The sequence below is a fragment of the Mucilaginibacter sp. P25 genome (assembly GCF_050859465.1).
Taxonomy (GTDB): Bacteria; Bacteroidota; Bacteroidia; order Sphingobacteriales; family Sphingobacteriaceae; genus Mucilaginibacter; species Mucilaginibacter gossypii.
In genome coordinates this window covers 2,137,193-2,156,983 of the sequence record NZ_CP193937.1, presented here as the reverse complement: position 1 = coordinate 2,156,983, position 19,791 = coordinate 2,137,193, and the positions used below count along the sequence as shown (strand labels likewise).

Below are 19,791 nucleotides of genomic sequence, written 5' to 3'. Positions count from 1 at the left end.
GCCTGCATACTATTAGTAAAACATAATCGTATTATTGTTATTAGTAATTAAGAGACAGCATATTGACTGTCTCTTTTTTATTTTACATTAGCAAATTAATAATAGGCACAAGTATTGATGTTTTACACCAACCCCGATTTAACTACAGTAAAAGATATGTTTAAGAAAGTATATTTGTTATTGGTGCTGGGCGCAGCCCTCGCCTGTAAAGCATCACCATCCAAACCTGTTAAAGTAGCAGGTTCAAATGATTTACAGCCCGATGAACAGCAAAGCCTTGTTTGTAAGCAGGTAGCATCATTAATCTCTAACTACAACTATAAAAAAGTTCCGCTGAACGATTCAGTATCCGCCATCATTTACGACCGGTATATCAAATCGCTCGACGAGAACCACAGCTATTTTTTAGCATCTGATATCAAGGATTTTGAAAAATATAAAACCGTACTTGATGATGATATTAAAGCCGGCAACCTGGCCGATGCTTTTTATATCTTCAACGTTTTTCAGAAAAGATATATCGAGCATGTAAAATATTCGCTTGAGCAGATCAATAAAAATTTCGATTTCAATAAAACTGAAACCTTTGTTTATGATCGCGATAAACTACCATGGATTGCTTCGCAAAGCGAAATGGATGCCATGTGGACCAAGCGCGTAAAATACGATTTGCTAAACCTGAAACTGGCCAATGCAGATATGGCCAAAAATAAGGAAACACTTAAGAAACGCTACGAAAACCTGTTAACACAAACCAACAAGCTATCAAACCAGGACGTTTTTCAATACTTTATGGACGCCTTTACAGAGGCTATCGATCCGCATACTAATTACTTTAACCCGTCAAACGCAGCTAATTTCAATATCGAAATGTCGCGCCAGGTTGAAGGGATCGGTGCTTCACTACAGGTGGAAAACGAGTATGTAACCATTAAAACCATTGTACCGGGCGGTCCGGCAGATAAAAGCCACCAGATAAGTGTCGACGACCGTATCGTTGCAGTAGCACAGGGTAAAACCGGCGAATTCCAGAACGTGGTGGGATGGCGTGTTGATAATGCCATCGCTATCATCCGCGGTACTAAAGGCACAACGGTAAGGCTTGAAATATTGCCTGCCGGTGCAAATGCATCAAGCAAACCCAAAGTGGTTGAAATGGTACGTGAGAAGATCATCCTGAAAGACCAATCGGCCAAAAAAGAGATCCGCACTTACAACAGCAATGGTAAAACGGTTAGGATAGGTGTAATATCTATCCCGGCATTCTATATTGACTTTAACGATTATAAAGCAGGCAACCCTAACTATAAAAGTACCACCCACGATGTTAAGGCAATCCTTGACTCGTTAAAGAAAGAAAATGTAGATGGCCTGGTGATCGACCTGCGTGAAAACGGTGGTGGTTCATTGATGGAAGCTATTGAGCTTACCGGTCTGTTCATTAAAACCGGCCCTGTAGTACAGGTGCGTGACACTAAAGACCAGGTGGAAATTGATAAAGACGAAGATGCGGACATCACCTATAGCGGCCCTATGGCGGTACTGGTTGACCGCTTCAGCGCTTCGGCCTCTGAAATCTTCTCAGGCGCTATCCAGGATTACGGCCGCGGTTTAATATTGGGTACCCAAACTTATGGTAAAGGCTCGGTACAAAGCGCTATCGATCTTGACAGGGTGATTGGTTCTTCACTTCGTGAAAAAATTGCGGGCGTAGTTGGTGGCGGTAAAAAAACAACCTCAACCGGCAGCCAAAGCACTTACGGACAACTTAATTTGACCATAGCTAAATTCTATCGTATCAGCGGTAATTCAACCCAGCACAAAGGGGTAACACCTGATATTTCATTCCCGTCGGTTATTCCATTGGATAAATATGGCGAAGATACCGAACCATCAGCAATGCCTTTTGACATCATTGCCAAAACAGATTATACCAAAACAGGCGATTTTACCGGCGTACTGCCACAGCTAAAAAAACTGCACGACCAACGCATGGCCGGCAGCGACAGCTATAAATACCTGCTTGAAGATATTGCTGATTTCAAAAAACATGATGCCGATGACAGTGTATCGTTAAAAGAATCTGATTTGAAGAAACAACGTGACGATGATGAAGCGAAATCATTTGAGCGTAACAACCTGCGTCGGGTAGCATTAGGTTTGCCAGCCCTTAAAAAGGGTCAAACCAAACCTAAAAACGAAGACCTTGACTTTGTAAAACGCGAAGCCGGCCAAATCATGACCGATTATATCAGCCTTGATAATAAGTATACAAGCGTATCGCAACCGGCTAACTAAGCAAATTATTAATAATATTGAGCGCCCGGCATTGAAAGATGTCAGGCGTTTTTATTTAAACACGAATGCTTTGCATGTGAAGAAATTAAATCGAATTACACGAATTTGTATTTAGAAACCTTACAGAGAAAACAAAACTTATGTGATTCGATTTAATTCGAGGAATTAGTGTCATATTATAAAACCCCTCGGCTAATAACCTTGCATTTTGTAAATTTGGCCTCTTATTAAAAATCAATTCAAGTTGAAAAATAATATTCTTATTGTTGATGATGTGCATGCCATTTTCATGGAGATGGCCGAGGCCAAGGGTTACACCTGCGATTACCGTCCGCTGATTAAGGTTGACGAAGCCATGCAAATCATAGGCGACTATGCAGGGTTGGTGATCCGCTCAAAATTCAGGGTGGATAAAGCTGTGCTTGATGCTGCCACCAACTTACAGTTCATAGCCCGCGCCGGCGCTGGTATGGATAATATTGATGAAGATTATGCTACTCAAAAAGGTATAAAACTCATCAACGCACCCGAAGGCAATTCGGATGCCGTAGGCGAACATGCCATAGGTTTACTGCTGTCATTAATGAACAACCTAAACCGCGGCGACGCCGAAATTCGCGGGGGAAGTGGCAGCGCGAGGCTAACCGGGGTTACGAACTAAAAGGTAAAACAGTAGGTATTATCGGCTACGGCCATATGGGCAGCAGCTTTGCCAGGAAACTTTCAGGCTTCCAGGTAAATGTTATTGCTTACGATAAATACAAAACCGGCTTCAGTGATAAATATGCGCGCGAGGTAAGCATGGAAGAAATTGTAAAGCACAGCGATGTACTGAGCTTACATATCCCTTTAACTCCAGAAACCAACGGACTGGTGGATGATGAATACCTGTTCCATTTTAAAAAGCCTATCTTTTTCTTAAACACCTCACGCGGCAAAACTGCTAAAGTAAGTGCCGTGCTAAACGCCATACGCGAAGGCAAAATTTTAGGGGCAGGGTTGGATGTATTGGAGGTTGAAAAATTCCCGGCCCTTGCCGAACAACAATGGTTTGAGGAATTAAAACAAAGCGGCAAAGTGCTGTTAAGCCCTCACGTTGCCGGCTGGACATTTGATTCATACCGGAAGATCAGCGAGGTAATGGCCGAAAAGCTGGCCGATTTGAAAGGATAGGCAGATTATCGGAACCACACATATCTTTAATAATTCGACAGCGTAAGGAACGCCCCTGTACGTGACATCAAAGAGAAATTTCCTACACTATGCAATACATTATAGGGCATGGTGCAGGAGATTTCCGTTTAGATACATTTCCGGGCCGGGTTGGCAGAAATGATAACTGATTTAATATATTCGTTATGCCGTTTCCTTGTACAGTACCATGCCGGCATGGTAAAACACCCCGTCCCTGAAATCACCTTCGGCGGTAAAGCCTGTATCGTCAAGATATTCAACGTGGTTCCCTAATACGCTGTAATAACCTGTGTAGGCATTTCGTTTGTCGCCTCGGGCCTCGGTATAGCGCCCGTTAGGCAAAAATTCATGACGTATAAACCCATCGCGGGTAACCCATACACCTATATAATGATGAGCATTTATTGTTGTATTGCTGTTGAAAGTGTTAAATCTTTCCATGTTGCTAATTCGTTTTGAACGAAGGCAAGCTTCTTTTCAACCAGACCGTAAGCATCCTCGCCCAAAAATAAATTTAGCGGTGGGTTAGCTTCGTTAGTTATGCTGATCATAGCCTCGGCTGCTTTTTCAGGGTCGCCGGCTTGTTGCTTGTCCATGTCGTTTTGGTGAAAATTTACTGTATCGCGAACGTTTTGATAGTCGGCTATCTGGTTTTGAGGTACCGCCAATGAACCGGCCGACAGGAAGTTGGTCCTGAAATACCCCGGCTGTACAATGGTAACCTTTATGCCAAACGGTGCAACTTCGGCCGATAGGGTTTCAGAAAAACCATTAACGGCAAACTTGGTGGCGCAATAAATACCTCCCCCTGCAAACGCGCCGGTGAAACCACCTATCGACGACACATTTAAAATATGTCCGGATTTTTGAGCGCGCAGATAAGGCAACGCCTTACGGATCACATTCAACGATCCAAATACGTTGATCTCAAAGTTATCACGGGCCTCGCGGTCGGTCAATTCTTCAATACCGCCTAATAATCCGTAACCGGCGTTGTTGACAATAACGTCAATTTTTCCGAAGGTTTTTACAGTAAGCTCAACAGCTTCCTGCACACTGTCTTCGCTGGTCAAGTTAACGGCGAGGGGTAAAAACCGCTCGTTTTGCGAGTCAACTGCTTTGGTCAAATCGCTTAAATTGCGCGATGTAGCGGCTACTTTATAGCCTTCATTCAATAGTTTTTTTACTAAGGCAAGTCCCAGTCCTTTTGAGGCACCAGTTACAAACCATACTTTGTTGTTTTCCATATGTTGTATTTGATAGATTTTGATTTTACTTGTTACTATTTCAATGATTGTTTATGATTTTCACCTATTTTGCCTTTTGGGACTTCACCGATAGGCTATGATTCCACCGATTTATGATGAATTCAACCTGCTCTATCGTGTTTGTCCGAGCGGCCGTACCACCACCTCGTTAACGGAGATATTATCCGGCTGGCTTATAGCGTAAATCACCGCGTTGGCTATAGCCTCCTCATCAAGTTTTGGCATGTTGGCAAGGTTGCCGTATAAGCCCTTAATCTTAGGGCTGGTAATATCATGTCCTAATTCGGATTTAGTTGCGCCGGGGTAAATGGTGGTTACCTTAATGTTTTGGGCAACTTCCTCGCGCAGGGTTTCCATAATAGCCTTGACCGCGAACTTGGTACCGCTGTAAACGCCAATGCCCGGCGACGTTTTTAAACCACCAACCGATGACGTGGAGAGGATATGCCCCTGGCCGCGTTCAAGCATGTGGGGCAGCACAGCATTAATCCCGTACAATACACCCTTAATATTAATGTCAATCATTTTGTCCCATTCATCAACATGACCTTCTTCAAAAAAGAGATGGGCATGATGCCGGCATTGTTCCACATTACGTCAACTCGGCCAAATTTGGCTATGGTCTGCAGAATGAGGTTATCCAGATCAGTTCGCCTGGCAACATCGGTTACTACATAAATTGCATTTTCGCCAATTTCCTGTGCCAGGTCTTTCAACTGATCTTCTCGGCGGGCAGCTAAAACCACTTTAGCGCCAAGTTGTGCCAGTTTGCGGGCAGCAGATGCGCCGATGCCACTGCTGGCACCGGTTATTACAATCACTTTATCCTTGATACTTTCCATTTGGTGTTTATATAGGTAGATATAGGGTAAACGGAATAAATTTAGAAATCAGTTGAGCAGGTTACATCCTCCCACTGCCTGATTTCATTGTGTAAAGTATCAAGCTTTGCCAAAGCACGATTGTATGCATCGCCACCTAATAAAAGGTACAATGGCGGGTTGTCTTCATAAACTGTGTTGATAATAGCAGTTGCCGCTTTTTCCGGGTCACCGGCTTGCTTGCCGTCCATTTTGAGGTATTTGTTATGAATGGCACGCACTTCTGTATAATCATCAATTTGGTTGTCAGTAATTGAAAGCGATCCTGCAGTAAGAAAACTGGTGCGGAAAGCGCCGGGAGCGACCACGGTTACCTTAATGCCCAATTCCTTAACATCCGCAGCAAGCACTTCCGAAATACCGATCACGGCATATTTGGCCCCTGCATAAATTGCCCAGCCGGTATTAGCTGTAATACCTGCGATAGATGAAATATTGATAATATGGCCTGAGCGCTGTTTGCGCAGGTATGGCATTGCCGCGCGGATTACGTTCAGCGTACCAAATACGTTTACATCAAATGCCATACGGGTTTCGGCATCGCTAAGTTCTTCAATAGCACCACCAATGCCATAGCCAGCATTGTTGATCACTACATCGATACGGCCAAAAGCCTCATAAGTGTGTTGCAATGCAAGCGATACACTGCTATCGTTTACCAGATCGACTTGTAGGGGTAAAAAATTATTGCTTGTTGTATTAACCGCAGCGGTTAATTCCTGTAAATTTCTGGAAGTAGCGGCAACAAGCTGTCCTGCATCCAGTAGTTGTTTTACTAAGCTGAGGCCAAAACCTTTCGAAGCCCCGGTAATAAACCATACTTTGTTGTTGTCCATAAAAATTGTTTGATTTGTTTATTTGAGATAAAACAAAGTTACAGCAGCAACAAAGGGGGCACATTACATTAATCAAACCAAAGGTTACAAAATTCAAACATTTCGGAACGAGCTTGGCGTTTGTTGGGTTTGTTTCTTGAAAAAGTTATTAAAATGTGTCGGCTCCTCAAAGCCCAGGCAATAACCAATTTCAGAAATGTTCCAGTCTGTATGCCTTAATAATGATTTGGCTTCGCTCAGCAGCCTGTCGGCAATATGATCGGTAGTGGTTTTGCCGGTAGTTTCGCGGATTGCCCTGTTCAGATGGTTTACATGCACCGAAAGCCGTTGTGCAAAATCATTGGCCGATCGCAATACAAACCGCTGTGAAGGGGTTTCAATAGGGAACTGCCTTTCAAGCAGCTCGGTAAATACTGATGTTATGCGCGATTTGGCATCAACATGCTTATAAACATTTTCGGATGGTTCCGTTTTAAGCGCATAATAAATTACTTCCGTAACATAATTACGGAGCAGATCATATTTAAAAGCATACTCGGTATTAATCTCAGACAGCATTTTCTGAAAAAGAGCGGTTACATAAGCGTCCTGTTCATCATTTAAGGCATAAACCGGCTTGGCATTAAGGCCAAACATCGGAAACTCGCTTAAGCCGGTACGGAATTTCTCCAGAAAAAACTCCTCAGTAAATATACAGAAGAAGCCTGTGCGATCATCAGACATGTGCTCAAATGTATAAGGTACCATGGCACTGAAGAACATCAACGTTGAACCCGAAAGCTTGATACTTTTATCGGCATAATGAATGATGTTATCGCCGCGCATCAGGCTGATCTTATAAAAAGTACGGCGGCTGTAGGTTACTTGCTTTGCGTTAGGGCCAATACAATCCTCAATCCTGAATACATTAAAGTGACCGATGCTTTGCTGAAGGTTACCGGGCAGCCAGTTAACCTTTCTTTGATAAAAATCTTGAAGTGTTTCTGCTTTCGACATAAAACAAAGTTACAAAAATCAAACCAAGGCTTCAAAACAGGGATAATTTAATATTTTGAGGCAAACAAAAAAACCTTTAAATCATATGATTTAAAGGTTTTTGAACATTTTTAAAATGCTTCTTAGCGGAATGGACGGGACTCGAACCCGCGACCCCATGCGTGACAGGCATGTATTCTAACCAGCTGAACTACCACTCCTCCCGTTTGGGGTTGCAAATATACAAACCTTTTTGATCTACACAAATTGTAGAACTTAAAATTAAAAAAGGTTAAAACACAAAAAAGCCCTACTTTTCAGTAAGACTTTTGGCGGAATGGACGGGACTCGAACCCGCGACCCCATGCGTGACAGGCATGTATTCTAACCAGCTGAACTACCACTCCTCCGTTTGGGTGTGCAAATATACAAACCATTTTATTCTACACAAATTGTTTTTTCAAAAAAGTTCATTATTTTGAAAATTAAGCACTTTTTTGCGCGGTGCGCCTTTTTTGGTTGCTGTAAATTACTGATATTCAACATTAAATCAGGAAATCACAAAATATAAATCCTGTAGAAATTTAATAGTAGTTAATTCACTTCAAAGCTAAAATATTGGCTTGCGATGTCACCTTGTAACGTAACCCCTTGTACAATTCCTATATATTTCCCTGTTTGATCAGACGTATAAAACGACAACTGATTTTTACCAGCGGCTGAAGTATTGATATCCGGCCCCCAATAAAGCAGGTTTCTGAAATCGGGTAACCTGTTTTTTACTGACTGTTCAGTGTCATATACCGGAGAATAAAACTCACGTTGTAATTGCAGACCTTCATAATCGAGCACTACTGCCTTTGGGTCTATTTCAACACCGCCAAGATCGCCCTTATAAGTTGTAAAGCTTAAGATTCCTTCGTAAACAGATGGTCCCCAATAATACCGGTACGGAACATCTTCCAGCTTACGAACTTTCAACGGATCAATACCCATAACCTTATCTATGTTAAAAACAGGCACGTCGTCAAGCATCACTAAGGGGTCGCCATCTAAAAATCCATTACCATTCAATACTTTGATGTGATACCGTTTTTGCGATCTGTTAACCCAAACCTCCTTTACATACTCTCTCAATACCTCTTCCATTGTAGTAAAACGGGTATAGTTATCCAAAAGGTAGGTTTTATAGGGGGTGTATAAAAACCCGAACTATCAACCTGCGGCTCATAAAAGTGCTTGATCTTATTGCCTAAATAAATATTTTGAACCTGCGTGCTCAGGCTTCGTTCTTCAATGGCACTTTGCATACCCCGGGTTAGGTTAAATTTTAATATTGGGGATTTTGCGAATTGTTCAGAAAAAGGGCTTAAAATATCAATATGATAGGTGGTATCCCGTTCTGAATTGGTTTGAACTACTATTTCGCCGGGACCATAAAGTTGTCTTGTATTAAAAATCAACCTGCCTGTCGAATCGCTTTTTGCGGCATACAGCTGTACCCGTTTTCCCGGGACACTTAAATAAGCTACTACATCTTTGGCAATACCACCGGTTTGCGTATTGGTTATTTTACCGGCAATCAGGTGCCCGTCATACTCTGGCAAAAAACTAAATGCCGCCTGTTTATTACCAAATACATTATCCCATTGAAACCTTCGCCACCCTTGTGTTAGCATGAGGTTATCAAGGGCCGTGTCGGCTTCAGCATCGGAATTTTTGAAATAGTAGCCTGGCGATTCAATATTTCCACGTAAATCTGACTTGAGCCACAGATAGCTGAATATTTCGCCGGCATCAATATTTTGCAATGAATCAATCTTATAAACCGACATTGACAGGTTAGCAGGTTTTACGCGCCCCGAAAAATCTTTGGCAGCGATGTCCACACTTACCTTTTTACGACGGGTATATGAAGGCTGATCAGCGGAGGCCTCGATAATGAGGTTCTGTTTGGGACGTTTAAAATAAAGCCTTTCGCACACGGGTTGCCTGGCGCTATTGAAAATTGTTAAGTGCGACACCCCTTCGCCCAATTTAGCTTTATCAAGCGTAAAAATGGCAGCACCGCTATTAAAGGGTGCTGCCATACCGGCTTTAACCGATTGGCCTGTATGAACAAACAGATATAATTCGCCAGCTTCAACGCCGGCTCCTTTTACTGTGATCTCCACATGTGTGCTACCTGCATCTTTTACAGCCATTACGTAACCCCGACTTTCAACGGCAGGTAACTCTTTAGTAACAGCCGGGGTATTGCCCGATTTAATAACAGCCGTATAAACATTCCCGGCTATCGGGGTGAATAAAAAGCTGCCAATACCAAATTTCAATGGCCGGAAGCGCGCTACCGTATCGTGCTTCTGATCAACAATAAAACCTCTGCATTCACTTAAGCCTGTAGCGTCTGATGCTGTAAGCTTAAAAGCAACTTTACTGCTAATACCCGCAACAAGGTTCCCTCCTTCCGGGAAAAACTGAACATCGTAGCCCGGTGACTGTGCTTTAGTTATGGCTTCGGGAGATTTTAGAGGATTAATAATGGTTATATTCTTTTCGAAATAATAATCAGGACTGAAATTTTTCATCCAGTTGGTATATGCCCTTAATTTATAATTCCCGTTACTTGCCGATACGGGGATATAAACAGAGCCGCTACCGAGGCCGTTTTTTATTTCTATTTTAGTTTGTATTATGGCATTTTGCTTGTTGTCTAACACATCAACATATACAACTTTGCTAAGACCAAGCGGCTTATGATAAGTGGCGTCAACGTTATATGCCTTAAACCATAAGATTTCGCCGGTCATATAGGCGCTTTTGTCAGTATGTACAAAAATCTTTTCCTGTACAGTACCCTGATAGTATTTGGTAAAGCTGTCGGAGATTTGGCTTATAGTTTGTGCCACCCCGTTCAATGACAACAGTAACATGCCGGAAATCATCGGAACCATAGCAAGTTTTTTAATTTCATTCATAGCCAAACCTTATTGATTTATTTTCATGGCATCATTCATAAACTTTTTTATCTCTCTATCCAAAATGAGGGGGTTTGTACTCGTCCCCTGATCCTGCAATCGGTACATTCAATTGATGAATAAGTATAACCTATTACGTTCATTTTCTCGGTTATATCAAGCACAGGTATTGAATTACCATTAATTATGATGCCCAGTACATCATTTTGTTTGGTTTTGGGATTAAAAAAGAGTGCAGTATCAAGGGGACCGCAATCATATGGATATGTAGGCGCCCAATCGCGAGGGAGATCGGCATTATCAATAAATACCCTTTTCGATTGAATGTTGGTTACACTTATATAGCCAATAACAGGCTCAGCCAGATCTTTAAGATTGTGGATATTCCCTGTTAACTGCGATGGCTGGGCGTCAAATATACTTCCTAACTGCTCCGTGTTTTTCTTCATGTTTTCCCAAAACTGGTAAGCTTCCTTAGTTAAGGCATATTGCTTTAGTAAAATGGAATAACGGGTTTCTATTTTCTCGGATGTTGAAGCTATGGTTGTTACCGGCTGCTGATATATTACATCTTGCGACAGCTTAGCTGATGATCCTATCACTATGGTGCTTGATTTGCTCCCCGCGAAACAATAATAGCTGCTTTCACTAACCGGCCGAAAAACAACTGCCTTAAGCACCTGGTCAACCATGTATGCCGACTGATATCTTGAATGGAACCGCCAGGTTTCATCATAACTCCAACGATAATAACGGGTGCTATTTGCGGCATCGTGCGTATTCACATAAATCTGCACGTTGTTGTTTTTAATATTAAATCCTATGCTGTCAATAGGTTGTGTCTTTTTAACCACAACATAATCTGATGCATATTCTTTGCTATCTCCTGTAATAATATGCAATCGATATTTTTTTGAGGCATCCAGATTAAGCGCCGGTATAACATAAGTCCCACTTCCCCGGGGCGTAAGTGAATATGCTGCTCCCCCTTCGGCTTCAACAGATACCGCGCAATTATCAACTCCGCTTGTGCTTACAGTGCCCGAAATTTTAACCGTTCTGCTTAATTTTATTATAGTTGAATCGCTGCCATTGTTTATCACCCCTTCAACAACCAAGTAATGATTAGGCGAATCCACAATTTTAGGATTATATGGCTTTTTGCAAGTACTGTAAATACCTGCCAGCAACAATAAAATCAATATGTATCGTTTTCCTTTCATCTCTTTCTGTTAAAACCTGATATTGTAATTAATAAATGGAATAGGTTTAGCAAATATGGATAGCTTATATCCGTTAATGGCCCCGCCCTGTTCGGTAAAGAATGTTGAGTATGCGTTTTGCCTGCCGGTTAAGTTATATACACCTATTGTAAATGAGTTGTGTGTTAACTGATGTACCTTATGGTTCCCCTCTATGTTCATTGAAAAATCCGACCTGAAATAATCCGGGATGCGGTATTGGTTCCTGTCTGAATAAAATACCCGTTCGGAACCACCATATTCATACTTGGCAATAGGTAGCGTAATAGGACGGCCTGTGCTGTAGGTAAGATTTAAGGAAACGCTGAACCTATGTGAAAACCTGTAGTTACTAATAAAATTAAAAGCATGTGGCTTATCAAAATTTGCAGGATAATAAGCCCCTCCATTAATCAAATCGCCTGCGTTAGGATCATTTTGTCTTAAAAACGTACGCGAATAGGTATAGCTGATCCACCCATTGGCTTTCCCGGTGGCTTTTTTAACTAAAAACTCAACCCCATATGCCTTCCCCTGTGTACCTACCACATCTGTTTCAATATGATGGTTTAATACCAGGTTGGCTCCGCTCTTGTAATCAAGATAATCCCTTAACCGTTTGTAGTAAACCTCGACCGACGTTTCAATAGTGTTTGATTTTAAATTATGATAAAGGCCTAATGATACCTGGTCGCCATATTGAGGTTTGATATTAGGATCGCTTAGTTGCCAAACATCAGTGGGAGATATGGCTGTTGTGTTTGATAACAGGTGAATATACTGCCTGAGGGTGTTATAGCCGCCCTTGATCGATAGGTTATCGCCCAGTTGATATCTGGCCGAAAGCCTGATTTCGGGCCCCGAATAAGTTTTAATAAACTTACCACTCGCGTAATAGGTACTATCCAACAGGTTGGCGCTTGTTTTAGGCAGATTAGGCGCATAATTATACACCGTTTGCGGCCCCAGGAAATTGTAGATTGAATACCTTACACCGCCGCTTATCGACAGGTCGTCGGTCACGTCAAACTTGTCGCCCAGGTATAGGGCGCTTTCCAGGGCCTGTTGTGTAGCGATAACATCAGGAGCTACCAATGATTGGGCGCCAAGAGGCTGAAAGTTGCCTGGATGGAGCTTATAATAAATGGAACTTAGCCCAAAATCGACAGTATTTTTGCGGTTAAGGTAATAGGTAAAATCCGTTTTAAAATTACTCTGGTTAATATCAAAATTCAGCTTGTAAGCATTTACCGGGTTACCGGCGCTTGAAACATCATATTGGTACTTGTCTATCCCGGCCGTAATAACACTGAATAGTTTGTTATTAAAATTATGCTTCCATTTTAGGTTGATATTCCTGTTGCTGTAACTGTAAGCAGTATCGCTATTAAGCCTGAATTTATCTTTGCTTATGTAGCTGGTTAGATACAGGTTGTTTTTATCATCAATCTGGTGGCTTATATCCAGGTTAAGATCATAAAATGAAGCCGAACTGTGTTTGTAGGCATCGGGCAGGAGCTTAAGGAGCCAGTCGGAGTAAGTGGTACGCCCCCCGAATGAAAACGAGGTTTTATTCTTGATGATAGGCCCTTCAACGTTAAGCCTGCTGGTGATTAAACCAATGCCAGCCGAACCGGTAAATTTCTTTTTATTACCCTCACGATTGGTAACATCCAACACCGATGATAAACGCCCGCCGAACCTTTCGGGAATACTGCTTTTATATAATTCAATATCCTTAACTATATCAGGGTTAAACGATGAAAAAAGCCGAAGAAATGCGAGGGATTATAAATGGTGGCGTCATTCATCAGGATGAGGTTCTGATCGGCCGAGCCGCCACGAACGTTAAAACCCGTGGTAGCCTCGCCTACCGATTGAACGCCGGGCAGGGTAAGCACCACCCTTAAGATATCGGCCTCGCCAAATACCGTAGGTACTTGTTTTATGCTTTTAATATCAAGCCTGTTCACCCCCAATTGAACATTACGCACGTTAGCCACTTTCTCGGCAGAGATCTTTACTTCTTTAAGACTGGTTACCTGTTCCTGCATCTCAATGATGATCTTACCGTCCGAGTAAAGCATGATCTGCCTGCGGGTATCGCGCATGCCAATGCCCCTAACGCTTAAAACCTGCCTGCCTTTGGGTAATTTGATAGTGAAATAGCCAAACTGATCGGTAGCTACACCCGTTTTGGTATTGGTTACATATATGCTGGCACCTGTTACAGATTCGCCCGATTTAGCTTCCTTTACATATCCCGAAAGCGTTGCCGTACCCGCCTCAATAGTGTTGGTTTTGATCCCTATTTCGTATAGCTTATTTTCGGTTGTTGCTTCGGGTATCTTTTTATCTTTATCAAGATCAGCATTAGCCAAGGATACACTCATATTTGCTGCAGTTGCATTGGCAGTTGTAATGCCAAAATAACCTACCGCCAGCCCGGTTTGTATTTCGCGCCCTTTAGTTAAAAACACCTGCTGTTGTTTGGTTATGGCGAAACTAAAACCGGTGTTTTTAAAAGCCTGGCTCAATATGGTTTCAATAGGTTTATTGGTTGCTTGCATAGTTACTTTCAAACTATCAAACTGCATGGCGTCGTAAAAAAATGAAAGCCTGATTTTGCTTCCAGTTCTGTTACAAACTGCTCAATAGTAGCTTGTTGAAAGTTCACGCTGATTGATTTTACCGGACCCTGCTGGGCCTGGCACAGTTTAATTAAAATCAAAAAACAGAAACTTAAAAAGTAAATTTTTTTCATCCGGTTATTTTATTTCCTGCCTTACACATTTAATTCTATATCATTTTTTGCCTTGTTATTAAATAATAGGCACACCACATTAATTTGTTAGATGATCATAATAAGTAGTTACATCCACTATAGCCTGTTCCTGATTTTCGCGAAAGTCGATATGATTTGCTTTTATATATTGCCGCAACTCCTTCTTTTTATCCTTAAAAATATCTAACAGTCCGCCCTTTCCGCTAAAACTGAAATAGTTATCCCCTTTTTTAACATAATAGTCGCTTGTTTCGCTAAAAAAAGATTCGATGGTATTATTTCCCGTGTTGGTTTGGATGCTCTTGGCCCTTTTTACAATGATCCCGATCTTTTTCCCTGGTATAATTGATCATAAAAACCGGTAGCAAGGCGGGCCTGGCCTGTCGAATCGGTAGTAATGCGTATAAAATGATGGTTAAGCAGCCAAAACTCCGGCACACGCTCGCTTAGTAATGAAATTTTGGTAAAGTGGTTATAAAGCAGTATAACCACCAAATCTTTATTCAGATCATATAACATCGGGACATCGCGATAAACCGCGGTCCCGTATTTTACATCTCCAGCCGTAAATAACTTATTGTCAAAAACATATGCATTACCTTTTATTATGGGATCATAAAACTCATATTCGGGCCCATTATATAGGTGTGATTGTTGACCTATAGTAGTGTGATAATTAGCAATTACGAGGTCTAAACCCGTGCTATCGGTGCCCGCTTGTGCAGAAACGTGACCGTTTGCCGTTGTGCCCCAGGTGATAACTAAGGCCAGGAGTGATTTTTTTAACATTTAGGTTTTTATAAAAACGGAATTTACATGACTTTCACTTAATTACCAAGTGTCTTTCCCTTAATACGCTAAAGCAAGTGTATTAATCGTGTTACATAAAAAAGCGACTGGGGGACTACAACGTACTATTACGAATGAGCTAAAACAAATGCAACAACCATTGTTAAATAATTGCGTATTACGCAACTAAATTATCTCCCCTCTTCTGTAACAACCGCCCCCTGTCATCGTCTTATTTTTGTGTAGGCAATTTTACAATATCACCTCAATAAAACATCTACCTTAGATTAAGCGTTTACTTGCCGGCTTGTCTTCGGCTCAATACCTGCAGCGCCGCGCAAACCCAATAGGCTACACAGGTTTTACCTAAAAATAACACATACTAAAATGGCTATTAACTTACAAAAAGGGCAGAAAATTGATATCGGCCTTTCAAAAATGACAGTTGGTTTGGGCTGGAACCCGAACGAAGGTACAGGTTATGACTTCGATCTTGACGTATCGGCTATCATGATCGATGTTAACCGACTAGTACCCCAGGATGAATTTTTTGTATTCTATAATAATGTCGACTCGCCCGAGCAATCTATACATCATACCGGCGATGACCCAACAGGCGGTAACAGCGATGGAGGCGATGATGAATCGATCACTGTTGATCTGACCAAAGTAGATGCCCGCATCCAGGAGATCCTGTTTGTGGTAACTATTCACGAAGCACAAGCCCGCCGTCAAAATTTTGGCCAGGTACGTGACTCATACATTCGTATCTTAGATAATCAAACAGGCGCCGAAGTTTGTAAATATGAGCTGGGCGAGGATTTTTCTATCGAAACAGCAATCGAGTTTGGCAGGCTTTATAAACGCGGTGGCGCCTGGAAGTTTGAAGCATCGGGCGTTGGTTACAAAGAAGACCTAGCTTTCTTTTTAAGTAAATATTTCAAAGGGCAAATAATCAAATAAGGCAATGGCTATAAATTTGGTAAAAGGTCAAACAATTGACCTTCGTAAAAATGATAAAGGCGAAAGTTTCGACCTCTCCTCGGTAACTATTGGTTTAGGCTGGGACGTTAGGAAAAGTAATGGTGGCGGCTTTTTAGGCAAGCTGTTTGGCGGTGCCGAAGAAGCTGAATATGATTTGGATGCAATAGCGTTTTTGTTAGATAAAAACGGCAAAGTGGCTAATCGCGGTTATGCCAAGCAAACTGCCAATGGCCGTACCATTAATATGTTTGAGGGTGATGTGATCTACTTTAATTCTATGCGACATCCCTCCGGCCACATCTGGCTAACGGGCGATAACCGTACCGGGGCGGGAGAAGGTGATGATGAGCAGATCATCGTAAAGCTTGATTCGCTCGACCCTAAATATGACCGGATCTTGTTCCTGGTAGCTATTTACCAGGGGCGTAAAAACAATCAACACTTTGGCATGGTGGAGAATGCTTTCATCCGCGCGATTGACAGCCATGGTAAAGAGATCGCTAAATTCAGTCTTTCCGGCGATTCAACTTACAACGGCATGTGTTCCATGACCTTTGCCGAAGTCTATCGAAAGGATGATACATGGAAATTCCGTGCCATCGGTGATCCGCATAGTACTGATAGCCTTTCGGAATTACTTCGGAACTATTAACATAAAAACATGTCATTGCGAGGAGGAACGACGAAGCAATCGCACGTAAGCATAGCCGCTCTGTGTAGCAAGCGATTGCCACGCTACGCTCGCAATGACATTTTGGTTAAGTTTAATTCTACCTAAACATAAATGTACCAGCACTATTCATTTGATCTGTGGCTCACGCTGATCAAGTCAAACCCATACTTTAAGATAGAACGCACTAAGATCTTTCACCGGGATTTTAACCCAGGCGGTAAAAGCATTGACGATGTGGCAAGGGCTTTCAGGCAGGTTGACCTCATGTGCAATGCCGTGAACGAACGTACTGGTAAAAACATTGATGCCGATGAAATGTACCTGATGGTGATCAGCGCAATTAATGATAACCAGTATCCGCTTGCCGATGTTAATATAGATAAGCTGTATGCCGACATGGAAACCCTGCTGTTTTACTATCTGCCGGTGCTTTACTCACCTGTAACAATTGAAGTGCTGCAGCATCTAAAACAAAAAGGTGATTGCTCATTGAGTATTTTAAGTAATACAGGCTTTATAAAAGGACAAACGCTCCGCAAGGTGATGGTTAAATTGGGGTTGGATACTTTCTTTAACTTTCAGCTCTATTCGGACGAGGAGGGGATGTCGAAACCAAACGGGGATTTATTTAAGCTGATGGTGCAAAAAGTTAAAGAGTGTAATAAACCAAAGCAGATAGACCGGTCAGGTATAATACATATAGGCGATAACCCGGCGGCAGATATAGCGGGGGCTAATGATGCAGGACTCAATAGCCTGCTCATCAATTCAAACAACTTATCCATTTTAACCTTATTAAGTGTATGAAAGCTACCTACTCATTACATCATATCAACAGCGCAACACATTTTGGTTTCGATGCCGATGATTACAGTCGCTTTAAATTTGGCGATGGCGAGGTATCCCGCTACTTCGGCACCGAGCTGGCCGATGGCTTTATCATCGAAATCTTAACTAAACAGCCAATAGAGAAACAGATCGTAGTGATATCGAGCCCCTACTCGTTTATCCCAACGGCTACGTTTGCCATGAAAAACCACTTTGTGTGCAGGCTTAACCGCTGGCTGGCCCATCATGGTTATCCTGTTGTACAGGAAACCAAGGTTCATCGTACCATAACCTATAAAGAAGATTACGGCGAGCTGGATGCCGAGCAAAGGATCAATTTAATAGGTAACGATTCGTTTCATATTGATAAGGATTTCCTTTTGGGCAAAACGCTGTTATTTTTGGATGACATCAAGATAACCGGAAGTCATGAACGCATGATCATGAAAATGGTAGACGAGTATGGCTTACAGAACGACATTTACATGCTGTACTTTGCCGAACTGGTGAACAAAAACATACACCCCAATATAGAGAACTACCTCAATTATCACCATGTTAAAAACATCTATCATTTAAATGATATCATTAAGGGCACTAATTTTTGCATCAACACCCGCATAGTAAAATATATTTTAAATTACGATCACGAAAGTTTTTGCATCTTTATACAAGATCAAGACAGCAATTTCATAAACTTGCTGTATGATATGGCTTTGGGTAATGGTTATCATACCATTGAAGCCTATACACCTAACTTAAACTTTATTAAACAAAACCTATTAATAAACAATAATAAACTAATTCAGCATGGCAATTAACTTGCAAAAAGGCCAAAGGGAAACTATTGGTGCCCCTAAATTTACGATAGGCCTTGGTTGGGATACAAACAGCTCATCAACAGGCTCGGCTTTTGATTTGGATGCTTCGGTGTTCATCATGGGCGATAATAAAAAAATACTGGCCGACAGAATTTTTCGTTTTCTATAATAACTCAAAGTCTCCGGATGGTGCTGTTGAGCATACCGGCGATAACCTGACCGGTGCAGGTGACGGTGACGATGAGCAGATTATTGTCGACTTGTCAAAGATCGATCCGCGTGCTACTGAAATCTGCATCGTGGTGACTATCCACGAAGCCGAAAGTCGCCGCCAAAATTTCGGGCAGGTGCGCAACTCTTTCGTCCGCATTTTTGATTCAGCTACCAATACCGATATTTTGAAATACGAGCTGGAAGAAGATTTTTCGATAGAAACTGCCGTTGAGTTTGGCCGCATCTACAAAAAAGATAATAACTGGAAATTTGAAGCTGTAGGCGTAGGCATGAAAGGTGGCCTGCAGGATTATTTAAACAAATACAACTAAACATATGGCTATCAATCTTCAAAAAGGGCAACGGATCAGCCTCGAAAAAAGTAATGGCAGCAAATTGCAAAATGTATGTGTTGGGATAAACTGGGGCGCGATAGAAAGAAAAGGCCTATTTGGCTTTGGCACTACGAAAGAGGCCGTTGACCTTGACGCCAGCTGCATTTTATATAACGACAGCAAACAGCTAATTGACGTGATCTACTTTGGTAACCTGCGTTCAAAAGATCGCTCGGTTAAACACAGCGGTGATGATCTTACCGGTGACATGGCAGGTAACGACGGGCTGGATAACGAAGTGATTACCGTTGATTTTGCTACGCTTAGCCCAACCGTAAGCTATGTAGCCTTTGTGTTGAACAGCTTCCGCGGCCAGGATTTCGGCAGCATTCCATTTGCATCTATCCGAATTTATGAAGGTACGCCAACCCGCGTTAACGAAATCTTCGCTACTTATGATATTGCGCACAGCAAAGATTTTGCGGGCCATGTATCCATGGTGATGGGTGTTTTTTACAAAAAGAACGGCGAATGGAAATTTAACGCCATCGGCGAACCAACCCGCGACCGTAAATTGGAAGAAACAGTGAAAACTGTAACCGCAACCTACTTGTAAAAGTTTAATTCATTGATCTTAAGTATTAAGCCGGGTGGCGCTTAAGATCAGCTAATTAAGTACTACTAAATCATTA

20 protein-coding genes, 2 tRNA genes and 1 pseudogene are annotated in these 19,791 nt (G+C 42.0%); 9 read left to right on the top strand and 14 right to left on the bottom strand.

Features of this window, described 5'->3' with window-relative positions:
* The first annotated feature begins 156 nt into the window (after positions 1-156).
* The 3 genes from ACRQ5D_RS11365 to ACRQ5D_RS11355 all read left to right on the top strand — a co-directional run bounded on the left by ACRQ5D_RS11365 (position 157) and on the right by ACRQ5D_RS11355 (position 3,471).
* Positions 157-2,298 (top strand): carboxy terminal-processing peptidase, encoded by a 2,142-nt coding sequence (locus ACRQ5D_RS11365; protein WP_091173135.1) that lies wholly within the window; start codon positions 157-159, stop codon positions 2,296-2,298.
* A 244-nt stretch (positions 2,299-2,542) separates the two neighbouring features.
* Positions 2,543-2,959, top strand: coding sequence for a hypothetical protein (locus ACRQ5D_RS11360; protein WP_431199657.1), 417 nt, complete (start codon positions 2,543-2,545; stop codon positions 2,957-2,959).
* Complete coding sequence (locus ACRQ5D_RS11355) at positions 2,878-3,471, top strand: NAD(P)-dependent oxidoreductase (RefSeq protein ID WP_431200772.1); 594 nt, start codon at positions 2,878-2,880, stop codon at positions 3,469-3,471. The genes ACRQ5D_RS11360 and ACRQ5D_RS11355 overlap by 82 nt, the downstream gene beginning before the upstream one ends.
* A gap of 183 nt (positions 3,472-3,654) precedes the next feature.
* Here the strand turns inward: ACRQ5D_RS11355 and ACRQ5D_RS11350 are convergent, their stop codons facing one another.
* The 14 genes from ACRQ5D_RS11350 to ACRQ5D_RS11285 form a co-directional block, all read right to left on the bottom strand.
* Positions 3,655-3,933, bottom strand: a complete 279-nt coding sequence (locus tag ACRQ5D_RS11350) for an Atu4866 domain-containing protein (protein ID WP_091172877.1) — start codon at positions 3,931-3,933, stop codon at positions 3,655-3,657.
* Complete coding sequence (locus tag ACRQ5D_RS11345; protein WP_091172881.1) at positions 3,894-4,739, bottom strand: oxidoreductase; 846 nt, start codon at positions 4,737-4,739, stop codon at positions 3,894-3,896. Before ACRQ5D_RS11345 ends, ACRQ5D_RS11350 begins: the two co-directional genes overlap by 40 nt.
* A 132-nt stretch (positions 4,740-4,871) precedes the next feature.
* The gene (locus ACRQ5D_RS11340) at positions 4,872-5,285 is read right to left on the bottom strand and encodes an SDR family oxidoreductase (protein ID WP_431199655.1); all 414 of its coding nucleotides are present in this window, start codon (positions 5,283-5,285) and stop codon (positions 4,872-4,874) included.
* Positions 5,282-5,602 carry an SDR family oxidoreductase gene (locus ACRQ5D_RS11335; protein WP_431199654.1) on the bottom strand — a complete coding sequence of 107 codons (321 nt, stop codon included), beginning with the start codon at positions 5,600-5,602 and terminating at the stop codon, positions 5,282-5,284. The genes ACRQ5D_RS11340 and ACRQ5D_RS11335 overlap by 4 nt, the downstream gene beginning before the upstream one ends.
* A gap of 41 nt (positions 5,603-5,643) precedes the next feature.
* Positions 5,644-6,477, bottom strand: a complete 834-nt coding sequence (locus tag ACRQ5D_RS11330) for an oxidoreductase (RefSeq protein ID WP_091172892.1) — start codon at positions 6,475-6,477, stop codon at positions 5,644-5,646.
* Between the two features lie 93 nt (positions 6,478-6,570).
* Complete coding sequence (locus ACRQ5D_RS11325) at positions 6,571-7,473, bottom strand: helix-turn-helix domain-containing protein (RefSeq protein ID WP_090531134.1); 903 nt, start codon at positions 7,471-7,473, stop codon at positions 6,571-6,573.
* A 126-nt stretch (positions 7,474-7,599) separates the two neighbouring features.
* A tRNA-Asp gene (locus tag ACRQ5D_RS11320) sits at positions 7,600-7,673 on the bottom strand.
* Between the two features lie 109 nt (positions 7,674-7,782).
* A tRNA-Asp gene (locus ACRQ5D_RS11315) sits at positions 7,783-7,859 on the bottom strand.
* Between the two features lie 187 nt (positions 7,860-8,046).
* Positions 8,047-8,601 carry a hypothetical protein gene (locus ACRQ5D_RS11310; protein WP_432328984.1) on the bottom strand — a complete coding sequence of 185 codons (555 nt, stop codon included), beginning with the start codon at positions 8,599-8,601 and terminating at the stop codon, positions 8,047-8,049.
* Complete coding sequence (locus ACRQ5D_RS11305) at positions 8,586-10,430, bottom strand: hypothetical protein (RefSeq protein WP_432328982.1); 1,845 nt, start codon at positions 10,428-10,430, stop codon at positions 8,586-8,588. The genes ACRQ5D_RS11310 and ACRQ5D_RS11305 overlap by 16 nt, the downstream gene beginning before the upstream one ends.
* 47 nt (positions 10,431-10,477) lie before the next feature.
* Positions 10,478-11,653 carry a DUF4249 domain-containing protein gene (locus ACRQ5D_RS11300; protein WP_091172899.1) on the bottom strand — a complete coding sequence of 392 codons (1,176 nt, stop codon included), beginning with the start codon at positions 11,651-11,653 and terminating at the stop codon, positions 10,478-10,480.
* A gap of 9 nt (positions 11,654-11,662) precedes the next feature.
* Positions 11,663-13,348: a TonB-dependent receptor plug domain-containing protein gene (locus ACRQ5D_RS11295; protein ID WP_432328980.1), complete on the bottom strand. Its 1,686-nt coding sequence runs from the start codon at positions 13,346-13,348 to the stop codon at positions 11,663-11,665.
* A 65-nt stretch (positions 13,349-13,413) separates the two neighbouring features.
* The gene (locus ACRQ5D_RS11290) at positions 13,414-14,268 is read right to left on the bottom strand and encodes a carboxypeptidase-like regulatory domain-containing protein (protein ID WP_432328979.1); all 855 of its coding nucleotides are present in this window, start codon (positions 14,266-14,268) and stop codon (positions 13,414-13,416) included.
* A 500-nt stretch (positions 14,269-14,768) separates the two neighbouring features.
* A complete protein-coding gene (locus tag ACRQ5D_RS11285) occupies positions 14,769-15,245 on the bottom strand; it encodes a hypothetical protein (RefSeq protein ID WP_432328977.1) in 477 nt (158 codons plus the stop codon).
* Between the two features lie 387 nt (positions 15,246-15,632).
* Here ACRQ5D_RS11285 and ACRQ5D_RS11280 point away from each other — a divergent pair, with 387 nt between their 5' ends.
* From ACRQ5D_RS11280 to ACRQ5D_RS11255, 6 genes and pseudogenes are all read left to right on the top strand, one after another.
* Positions 15,633-16,208: a TerD family protein gene (locus tag ACRQ5D_RS11280; RefSeq protein WP_091172910.1), complete on the top strand. Its 576-nt coding sequence runs from the start codon at positions 15,633-15,635 to the stop codon at positions 16,206-16,208.
* A gap of 4 nt (positions 16,209-16,212) precedes the next feature.
* Positions 16,213-16,881, top strand: coding sequence for a TerD family protein (locus tag ACRQ5D_RS11275; protein WP_091172913.1), 669 nt, complete (start codon positions 16,213-16,215; stop codon positions 16,879-16,881).
* Between the two features lie 132 nt (positions 16,882-17,013).
* Positions 17,014-17,709 carry an HAD family hydrolase gene (locus tag ACRQ5D_RS11270; protein ID WP_091172917.1) on the top strand — a complete coding sequence of 232 codons (696 nt, stop codon included), beginning with the start codon at positions 17,014-17,016 and terminating at the stop codon, positions 17,707-17,709.
* Positions 17,706-18,551: a phosphoribosyltransferase family protein gene (locus ACRQ5D_RS11265; protein ID WP_091172920.1), complete on the top strand. Its 846-nt coding sequence runs from the start codon at positions 17,706-17,708 to the stop codon at positions 18,549-18,551. Before ACRQ5D_RS11270 ends, ACRQ5D_RS11265 begins: the two co-directional genes overlap by 4 nt.
* Positions 18,541-19,096 (top strand): annotated as a pseudogene (locus ACRQ5D_RS11260) (TerD family protein). Before ACRQ5D_RS11265 ends, ACRQ5D_RS11260 begins: the two are co-directional and overlap by 11 nt.
* Positions 19,097-19,100: 4 nt before the next feature.
* Positions 19,101-19,715, top strand: coding sequence for a TerD family protein (locus ACRQ5D_RS11255; RefSeq protein WP_091172925.1), 615 nt, complete (start codon positions 19,101-19,103; stop codon positions 19,713-19,715).
* Positions 19,716-19,791: the final 76 nt, after the last annotated feature.

Bases quoted from the DNA above. Each gene is read 5' to 3' on its own strand.
- ACRQ5D_RS11280 (WP_091172910.1), top strand. From the start codon at position 15,633: ATGGCTATTAACTTACAAAAAGGGCAGAAAATTGATATCGGCCTTTCA.
- ACRQ5D_RS11330 (WP_091172892.1), bottom strand. From the start codon at position 6,477: ATGGACAACAACAAAGTATGGTTTATTACCGGGGCTTCGAAAGGTTTT.
- ACRQ5D_RS11285 (WP_432328977.1), bottom strand. From the start codon at position 15,245: ATGTTAAAAAAATCACTCCTGGCCTTAGTTATCACCTGGGGCACAACG.
- ACRQ5D_RS11340 (WP_431199655.1), bottom strand. From the start codon at position 5,285: ATGATTGACATTAATATTAAGGGTGTATTGTACGGGATTAATGCTGTG.
- ACRQ5D_RS11265 (WP_091172920.1), top strand. From the start codon at position 17,706: ATGAAAGCTACCTACTCATTACATCATATCAACAGCGCAACACATTTT.
- ACRQ5D_RS11290 (WP_432328979.1), bottom strand. From the start codon at position 14,268: ATGCAGTTTGATAGTTTGAAAGTAACTATGCAAGCAACCAATAAACCT.
- ACRQ5D_RS11325 (WP_090531134.1), bottom strand. From the start codon at position 7,473: ATGTCGAAAGCAGAAACACTTCAAGATTTTTATCAAAGAAAGGTTAAC.
- ACRQ5D_RS11255 (WP_091172925.1), top strand. From the start codon at position 19,101: ATGGCTATCAATCTTCAAAAAGGGCAACGGATCAGCCTCGAAAAAAGT.
- ACRQ5D_RS11365 (WP_091173135.1), top strand. From the start codon at position 157: ATGTTTAAGAAAGTATATTTGTTATTGGTGCTGGGCGCAGCCCTCGCC.
- ACRQ5D_RS11335 (WP_431199654.1), bottom strand. From the start codon at position 5,602: ATGGAAAGTATCAAGGATAAAGTGATTGTAATAACCGGTGCCAGCAGT.
- ACRQ5D_RS11310 (WP_432328984.1), bottom strand. From the start codon at position 8,601: ATGGAAGAGGTATTGAGAGAGTATGTAAAGGAGGTTTGGGTTAACAGA.
- ACRQ5D_RS11300 (WP_091172899.1), bottom strand. From the start codon at position 11,653: ATGAAAGGAAAACGATACATATTGATTTTATTGTTGCTGGCAGGTATT.
- ACRQ5D_RS11270 (WP_091172917.1), top strand. From the start codon at position 17,014: ATGTACCAGCACTATTCATTTGATCTGTGGCTCACGCTGATCAAGTCA.
- ACRQ5D_RS11350 (WP_091172877.1), bottom strand. From the start codon at position 3,933: ATGGAAAGATTTAACACTTTCAACAGCAATACAACAATAAATGCTCAT.
- ACRQ5D_RS11345 (WP_091172881.1), bottom strand. From the start codon at position 4,739: ATGGAAAACAACAAAGTATGGTTTGTAACTGGTGCCTCAAAAGGACTG.
- ACRQ5D_RS11275 (WP_091172913.1), top strand. From the start codon at position 16,213: ATGGCTATAAATTTGGTAAAAGGTCAAACAATTGACCTTCGTAAAAAT.
- ACRQ5D_RS11305 (WP_432328982.1), bottom strand. From the start codon at position 10,430: ATGAATGAAATTAAAAAACTTGCTATGGTTCCGATGATTTCCGGCATG.